Annotated in this window: 5 protein-coding genes; 2 read left to right on the forward strand and 3 right to left on the reverse strand. The window is 37.8% G+C overall.

Translation table 11 applies throughout. The features are described 5' to 3' along the window. Positions 1-847: 847 nt before the first annotated feature. On the forward strand, positions 848-2,581 hold the full coding sequence (locus VLB74_RS07305; RefSeq protein ID WP_325202803.1) for a T9SS type A sorting domain-containing protein: 1,734 nt from the start codon (positions 848-850) through the stop codon (positions 2,579-2,581). 1,708 nt (positions 2,582-4,289) lie between these two features. Further along, positions 4,290-4,712 (forward strand): DUF6943 family protein, encoded by a 423-nt coding sequence (locus VLB74_RS07310; protein WP_325202804.1) that lies wholly within the window; start codon positions 4,290-4,292, stop codon positions 4,710-4,712. Between the two features lie 151 nt (positions 4,713-4,863). Here the strand turns inward: VLB74_RS07310 and VLB74_RS07315 are convergent, their stop codons facing one another. The 3 genes from VLB74_RS07315 to VLB74_RS07325 all read right to left on the reverse strand — a co-directional run bounded on the left by VLB74_RS07315 (position 4,864) and on the right by VLB74_RS07325 (position 6,246). Beyond that, on the reverse strand, positions 4,864-5,118 hold the full coding sequence (locus tag VLB74_RS07315) for a hypothetical protein (protein ID WP_325202805.1): 255 nt from the start codon (positions 5,116-5,118) through the stop codon (positions 4,864-4,866). Next, positions 5,108-5,371 carry a hypothetical protein gene (locus VLB74_RS07320; protein WP_244339420.1) on the reverse strand — a complete coding sequence of 88 codons (264 nt, stop codon included), beginning with the start codon at positions 5,369-5,371 and terminating at the stop codon, positions 5,108-5,110. Before VLB74_RS07320 ends, VLB74_RS07315 begins: the two co-directional genes overlap by 11 nt. Positions 5,372-5,442: 71 nt before the next feature. Then, complete coding sequence (locus VLB74_RS07325; protein ID WP_325202806.1) at positions 5,443-6,246, reverse strand: hypothetical protein; 804 nt, start codon at positions 6,244-6,246, stop codon at positions 5,443-5,445. Positions 6,247-6,499 lie beyond the last annotated feature (253 nt).

Genomic DNA, 6,499 nt, shown 5'->3' on the forward strand with positions numbered 1-6,499 from the left:
ATCTCCGGAAAAGGTTATGGCGAGAGCGAGCCGAAAGTACAGTGCGATCAGTGTACAGAAGAGGAACATGCTAAAAACAGACGTTCTGAATTCATGATCGTGAAGAAGTAAGCATCGCTTCTTAAAAAATACGTTATAAGTGAAAAGCACTCCGAAAGGGGTGCTTTTTTTATTTTAGGGGTTTGATTTATTGATTAGAGGTTTGTATTGTTTATGAAAATGCTTTTTTTAAGCCCTTATCTTTGATTTAAGAGTAAATTTCGGATTAGACGGCATCTTTTTGCTTTGCGGATATTTTCGCACCGGCTTTGCGAGGTATGGATTTTTGTTGCCTTAGTTTGTTTAACACTAAGCTTAATATAATAAGATCTCCCTGTTAAACACCTGCTCGCCGCTTTCACTAAACATTGTTGTTGCAGTGTGTTGAGTTACGGTAGTATTAGCACATTTTTAGTTGAATTGTATTTTGTTCCGTTACCGGTTACGGAAAAAAATTGAAACAAATTTCTTATGATTTTATGTTTTATTGAGCGTTTTTTGTCTTATTTTGTTAAACAACTAAAAGGTTAAGTTGATAATCTTACTGCTGATTTTGAAATCGGAGGTATATTCAGAGTTAGTTTTTTACTTAATCATATTGTACTAAAAATACTTGTTTAACTGGAGGTTTCAGCTGAAAAATTGCGTAAAAGCTTACACCGAAAGAGTGTTTTTTAAATGAAAATTTGAGTAATTGTTTGAACTGTAGAAATAGCAAATATTTGAGGGTTTGTATTTTTTTTAATTATTTTTAGCTTTTATGTATTCCTGTACGTGTAAAAAACAGGATTAATTAAGCAAGTATCCTATGAATAAACAACTACTAATAGCATTAATTACCCTTTTAGCAAACCTTTCTCATGCCCAAACCTGGCAATGGGGCAAACGGGGTGGGAGTACGGACAATCTATCAACGACGGGAGGTGATAGGTGGGAAGAAGTTATTGATATTGTGGGAGATAACCAAAAGAATACTTATGTTCTGGCGCCAGTTGGCCAAACACTTTTAAACATAGACGGTAACCCAAAAACCAATTATGGAGACAGTAGCTCAAAAACAGATTTATCTTTAAGTAGTTTTAGCTGCGATGGTACGTATCGTTGGTCTAAAATTATCGGTGGTAGTTCTGTAGAAAGAGTTACCACTATTCAAATTGACAGTCAGGACAATGTTTATATTGCAGGACGATTTTCAAGCTGTTCTTCACCATATTATGCTCGTATAGATAGTGATGTGATTTTAAATGCTTATACCTCTGCTAGCTGTAAAACCTTATTTATTGCAAAATATGATACTAATGGGAATTTACTTTGGTTTAAACAACCACAACCCTTGGTAACACAAGCTGTAGCCACAAGTCAAACGGGTCATCGTTATCTAGCAATCGATGCTGCGGGTACTCTTAATTGGTTTGTTTCCATTCCTTCTGGTATTTATGCTGATGGTGCTTTTGTAAATAATATGTCTGGCAGTAATTTATTTAACTTTAAATATGATGCCAATGGTAATTTTATTAGTGCTACTCATTTAGATTTACAATTAACAAGTAATTTTGGTTTAAATGCTATCTATAGCCGCAATCAGTATAATGGTAATTTTTATATTGCTAGTAGTAATACAGGAGGAAGCGGAACAGCTACTGTAGCAGGGCAAGCCATAACACATGCAGCTTTTTTAGCCTGTTTTAACGAATTGGGACAATTTCAATGGAAAAAAGAAAGTACGAGTACTTCGCCAGCATCATTACGTTTTTACAATTTAGAATTTGATACTTCGAATAATATTTATATAGCCGGAAAAATTTCAGGTGCTACAGAATCATTCCTAGGGCTTACAGCAGGATCGGGTATAGATACTCCTTTTATTATCAAAACCGATGCGACAGCCGATACGGTATTTTGGAGTACCCGTCATAATCACAATGGTTCATACATATACGGTGCTATAGCTTTAAACGGGAATGAAGTGGGTCTAGCCGGTTTATGTTTTAGTTCATCATTTACCTGGGGTTCCCAAACCATTTTCGCATCCAATGCCAATGAAGGAACGGAAGTTATGTTGGCACGATTTAACAAAGACACCGGTGCTTGTTTAGGCTTGCACAAAATTCCCGGTAACGTAAATTATGACGATTACGGCACCGCACTAACCGTAGACGTTTCAGGCGATTATGTTTTAGGAGGAGGCTTTGGCGGGCAATTAACTATAAATGGCAACACTTTGCAAAACGGAGGTTCTCAAACCGATTTTTTCCTGGCGAAGTTCGCTACATCGGCCTGTTCGCCATTAAGTACGGAAGATTTTAATCTAAACGAAATCAAAATATATCCTAATCCGGTAAAAGATAACTTGTACTGGCAAGGCGAAACCGATTGGACAAGTTATGAAGTGTATTCGGTTTTAGGTCAAAAAGTGGCAGAAGGGAAGATACTATCAGGACAAAACCAAATCAATTTATCCGGTCTGACCAAAGGAATTTATCTTTTAAAATGCTTGGATAACTCGGGGAATAGCAAAGAGTTTAAGATTATAAAAGAATAAATGCATTTGCAGAACTGATTCCTGAATGTTTGGGAAGTTAAAACCCAAACAGGAACTTTCGAGATTGACTGTGCCCGTTTTGCCGGTGGTCAGTATTTTATCTTGATGAAAGAGAACGACGCGGTTATAAAACAATCTCGTTTACTTATTAATCATTAATTTTTTTAATGCAGGTGTACATTAGTATGCCTGTTTTTTTTAGTGTCACTATAAGCATAAAGCAATTGCTTCTTAATTGCGAACCTATCGCAATGAATAGAGATAATCTACAAGCCAACCTCTTCTAATGGCATACCACATTATAAAAATGCCAAAAAAGTATATTTTAAAAAATCGGAAATAGATGATTGGGTATTTGCTGAGCTAATAAAAACGATGGACAAAATAGAGACCGAAGCAATGGAATACATTAGGAGAAGTCCAAGATTTACTTCTTTAAGCAAACAGATAAAGTAGTATTGTAAATAAAAACAACTGCTGTTACCGGTAGTTTTGTGCAATTCGGGTGCTTGGGTAATGGGTAGTGTTGGTTTTGTATTTGTTATGGCAAATGATAGTGAGCAATCAAAAGGCATACTTATTCCAAACTTCACAAAGCCAGCCGGTGACAGCAATTGTAAACCCCTGCACATAACAAGCCCCTGCTAAAAAAAGACCTATCGTCACCACTCACGATGGTCGGTGGCTCCAGGGCAACATTTTTGGCAGCTTCCATCGCATCACCCGGCTACCAAAAATACCACCCTTCGCCACCGCCTTTTACACACATATTTTTTCAGCAGAAACTTTCCGGTTCTATTCATTCCAAAAGAAGTTTCCGTTTCCTGTTTTTACAATCATTGTGTTTAAAGCGGTAGTAATAGTATTGTCTTTGTAAGTGCTGTAAGCAGTTCAAAGCAGCTTACTCTTCAAATTCGAGTATATCCCAATAAAGAGAGATTGCAGCACCCACAAAGCCAATAATTGCCCGCAAGAGTATTGTTTTTTCATTTGTCAGAAGCATTGTCTTAATTGCTTCCCCGCCGCCTTAATGCCAAAGCAATTTATAACACCAACTAATTATTAATTTCCCATAGTTCACTATTCACTCGGGAAGGCATCAAGCCGGCACAAAAGCAATCACAAGTTGGGTAGTTCACAAATAAAAAAACAATACCCATGCTTCCGCTACTGCCACCGCACTAGGAGAGGTTTATAGTTGTTTTTTGGAGATGCCTTTCCTTTTCAAAACACAAACCCCACTGAATAATGCTAACTGTTCACTAAACACTGTTTAGGCATCCCCAAAAATCAAACCCTAAGAAAGAGTATCAAATTTCGGTTCAGGTTGAAAGCATTTTTAATTGCTTCCAGTTCGGTATTTCAACCTGCCCCAAAATTCGATATCCTTTCAAGACCCCTACCACATTAATACACGTTTTTGATTAGTAGTAAAAACACCTGATAGTTTTTCAGTTGAAACAATTCGGATATCAAAACAAAAAAGAAAAAAAAAGAAGGCAAAGTTTAGTTCCGGTTTTCAAAAAAGCAAGTTCAAGCCCTACGGGTTTCGGATAAAATCTCCACCCTATCGGGTAGTATTTTATCCGAAAAACTTGCTTTTCTGAAAACCTCCACTTGGCGGGATGGCTTTCTTTTTTTCTCTTTTTTCTTTTGAAAAAATTGTTGTGCGAGGCAAGGTCCGAGCTATAACCAAACATCAGGCGCCATGACAAACTACATCGCTAAAACCCACAGAAAAGGCACTATTTACGCCAAACCACACATTTTCATTCTAAACAAGGGGCTGAACAGCGGAAAGCCGCAGAAATCACCGTTTACCAACAGCTTCGTAATCATCTTTTCAAATGAGGACGATTGCGAAACGGTCTACTGGATTGCGTTCAGCTTATGGAAGTCAAAATTTTGGCATATGTACCTTCGCGGTTCAGTCATTCCCTTTGTAAATCTGTACGATTTCAAAAAAGAGTTTTTCCCAAAAGTCACCCGATTAATCCAGGACCACGAGCAGCACCAAAAAAACATGCAGGCACTTAAACTCTTGGAACAGAAAGAAAAGCAATTCCAAGAAAACATAAACCTCATAAATGATTTGCGAAAAACGATTTTACATCATTATTACAAAGGATAATCCTTTTGTTTGCGCTTCGTTTCAGAGTAAACTAACGCATAACAGCAATATAAATGCACCAATTAAATAAAACGGTGAAAGGCAAAGCATTTGCCCATTTAAACGAAAAAAGCTCCGAATTTCGGAGCTTTACATTTTTGATTGTTACCGGTTAGATTATTTTTTCCGGTTCTGTTTTGGGTTCTTCTTCTGATTTTACAGCAGTTTGGGAAACGGCGGAAATAATACCGCCACCCAAAACCAAATATCCGGCAGCTGTAACCAGTCCGGCAGGTAAAGCAATTGGTGCAGCAATGATACTACCGCCAACGGTTGCCAAAGCAAGTCCGATAGTGCGTAATACTTTGAACCATTTTGGAGTTGGTGCCTGAACTCTTTCCACAACATTTATTTTTCTATTTTTCATGATCTTGACTTTTTAAAAGTGATAGTTCTATTGTTTGTACTCTTTTTTCTAGGTATTCTACTTTTTGGTTGAGTAAATCGTTTCCGCTTTTAAACTCTGATTTGATGATTAAAGCCATTGTTTTAACTTCGACCAAATCTTTCTCCATTCTTTTGAAATCGGTGTGTAATTGTTTGATAAAATAAGCCACAACCGAAAGCAGTAAACTGATAAGTGTTCCAAAAAGTACCGTTAGGTTATTTACATTTTCCATCGTAAAGCTGAAAGATTGGAGGTGAAACAAAAAATCCCTCAGACTGGCCGAGGGATTTGTCTTAACCTTTTTTAGAAAGCATCCTGTACTTTCAAACAGTTGCCTGTAGCAAACAAGTAGTAATTTGGTCCTACTTGTTGGTAGAACTCAATTCCGATACACTGTAAAACAGTTACGTTGGCAGTCGGAACCGTTCCGGCAGGTAGTGCAGCAGTAACCGTTGTAGCCGGAGCAGCTGCATACAAGTCCAAGAACCCGCTAAACTGTACATCGCTCACTTCGTTCAGTGGCGCATCCATCGGCTCGTAACTGTTAGTGGTTGCATTGTACTCAAAATCACTCACAACAGAAATCGTGTTGATTAATCGGAAATGAGTAGCGCCGGCAGGAGCATTCACCAAGTTGGCAGGATTAAAGGCAGGGATATCAAAATCCGCTGTATCTCTTCCAGCTCCGTGTGATACGGTAAATGGTGCGTTGAAAATACCGTTCAGAGAAGTGTTTTTGTCAAACTCAAACCCGATGAGGTAATTTCTCTGTGAACTGATTTCAATTTTTCGATAACCTCTGGCTTCGGTTTGGTCTTCCAAATTGATTTTTTTCATGATAGCAGTCAAACGTCCTGCGACTTGTGTGTCTGACATTTGCTTCATCAATTGAGAAAGTCCGGTTCGAACCGATTTCCCTGCTTTGGCACAAGCGCCAAACTCGTTCATGTTCTCACGAGTTCTTTCAAACTCCGGAGCAGTTAAAACTTGCTCTCCTGAAGGACCGCCAACCATTCCGGCAAAGTAGCCTTCTTGTCCTTTAATTTTGAAGTGACGAACATCTCCTAGAGTTCCCACATACTTTAAAACGCCTTTCTGTCTAGCCATTTTTTTAAGATTTAAATTGTTATTAATAAGATTAAACTGATAAGTCAAAGTTCAATTATTATCTTTGAAATATCAATACTTAAATAGCTGTAAATCAATGCAATACAACGCAAAAGCACCGTGCATAGTGGAAACCCACTGGCAAATTGACGAAGTCCTTGACGGAGACAGCATCATTATTTGCAATCGTTTCACCAAAATGAAAAAAGAAATCCGATTGTATGGTTTAGATGCACCGGAAGTAAAGTTAAAC

This window comes from Flavobacterium sp. (genome assembly GCF_035456225.1).
Lineage (GTDB): Bacteria > Bacteroidota > Bacteroidia > Flavobacteriales > Flavobacteriaceae > Flavobacterium.

Bases quoted from the DNA above. Each gene is read 5' to 3' on its own strand.
- VLB74_RS07325 (WP_325202806.1), bottom strand. From the start codon at position 6,246: ATGGCTAGACAGAAAGGCGTTTTAAAGTATGTGGGAACTCTAGGAGAT.
- VLB74_RS07310 (WP_325202804.1), top strand. From the start codon at position 4,290: ATGACAAACTACATCGCTAAAACCCACAGAAAAGGCACTATTTACGCC.
- VLB74_RS07315 (WP_325202805.1), bottom strand. From the start codon at position 5,118: ATGAAAAATAGAAAAATAAATGTTGTGGAAAGAGTTCAGGCACCAACT.
- VLB74_RS07320 (WP_244339420.1), bottom strand. From the start codon at position 5,371: ATGGAAAATGTAAATAACCTAACGGTACTTTTTGGAACACTTATCAGT.
- VLB74_RS07305 (WP_325202803.1), top strand. From the start codon at position 848: ATGAATAAACAACTACTAATAGCATTAATTACCCTTTTAGCAAACCTT.